This is a genomic window from Pseudomonas sp. EA_65y_Pfl1_P113, assembly GCF_963970525.1.
Lineage (GTDB): Bacteria > Pseudomonadota > Gammaproteobacteria > Pseudomonadales > Pseudomonadaceae > Aquipseudomonas > Aquipseudomonas tritici.
Window position 1 is genome coordinate 1 of sequence record NZ_CAXAQM010000665.1, and the last position, 435, is coordinate 435.

A 435-nucleotide genomic window follows, 5' to 3' on the forward strand; every position below is an offset into this window, starting at 1 on the left:
GCCGATACTGCGTCGAATGACGATATCGTCGTCACCGGTATCCGCGAGAGCCTGCGCAGCGCCATCTCGGTAAAGCGCAACGCCAATGCCGTCGTCGACGTGATCACATCCGAGGCGATCGGCAAGTTCCCGGATCGCAACGTCGCGGAATCGCTGTCGCACATCCCCGGCGTCAGCATCGATCGCCGCTTTGGCGAAGGCGAGAAGGTCGCCATTCTCGGCACCGATCCCGCGCTCAACCGCATGCTGCTCGACGGCCATGCGCTGGCCTCCGCCGATTGGGGCGGCAATGACAACGATCCGTCCAGCCGCACCTTCAACTATTCGCTGCTTGCCCCCGAACTGGTCGAGCGCCTCGAAGTGTACAAGTCGCCGGAGCCGCGCATCGAAGAGGGCAGCCTTGGCGGCACCGTCATCGTACGCACGCGCCGTCCG

Annotated in this window: 1 protein-coding gene; it reads left to right on the forward strand. The window is 64.6% G+C overall.

Annotation, left to right across the window (positions count from 1 at the left end; all coding sequences use genetic code 11):
• A partial coding sequence (locus AACY52_RS31625; protein ID WP_339561598.1) for a TonB-dependent receptor plug domain-containing protein occupies positions 1-435 on the forward strand: 435 nt, incomplete at both ends.